Source organism: Microbacterium mangrovi (assembly GCF_000802305.1).
Taxonomy (GTDB): domain Bacteria; phylum Actinomycetota; class Actinomycetes; order Actinomycetales; family Microbacteriaceae; genus Microbacterium; species Microbacterium mangrovi.
The window spans coordinates 1-260 of record NZ_JTDK01000048.1; the positions used below are offsets into that span (position 1 = coordinate 1).

1 protein-coding gene is annotated in these 260 nt (G+C 66.2%); it reads right to left on the minus strand.

Annotated elements, in window-relative coordinates; translation table 11 throughout:
• Positions 1 to 260 (minus strand): COX15/CtaA family protein (locus tag LK09_RS20400; RefSeq protein WP_039403861.1); only part of this gene is annotated, 260 nt, incomplete at both ends.

Sequence of the window (260 nt, forward strand, 5' to 3'; positions counted from 1 at the left end):
GTTCACGAGGAGCGTCGCGAAGACGACGAGCGCCATCGACACCAGGAAGTGCAGGGCGACGACCCACGGGTTCAGCTCGGTCAGCACGGAGATGCCGCCGATGACGGCCTGTGCTGGGATGCTGGCCAGAAGGGCGACGGAGAGCCAGAAGAGGTCCTTCCGCTCCTTGCGGAGGTTCCACACCGCGACGAGCATCGCGACCGCGACGGCGCTGAGCGCAAACGTGAGCAGCCGGTTCCCGAATTCGATGACCCCGTGGT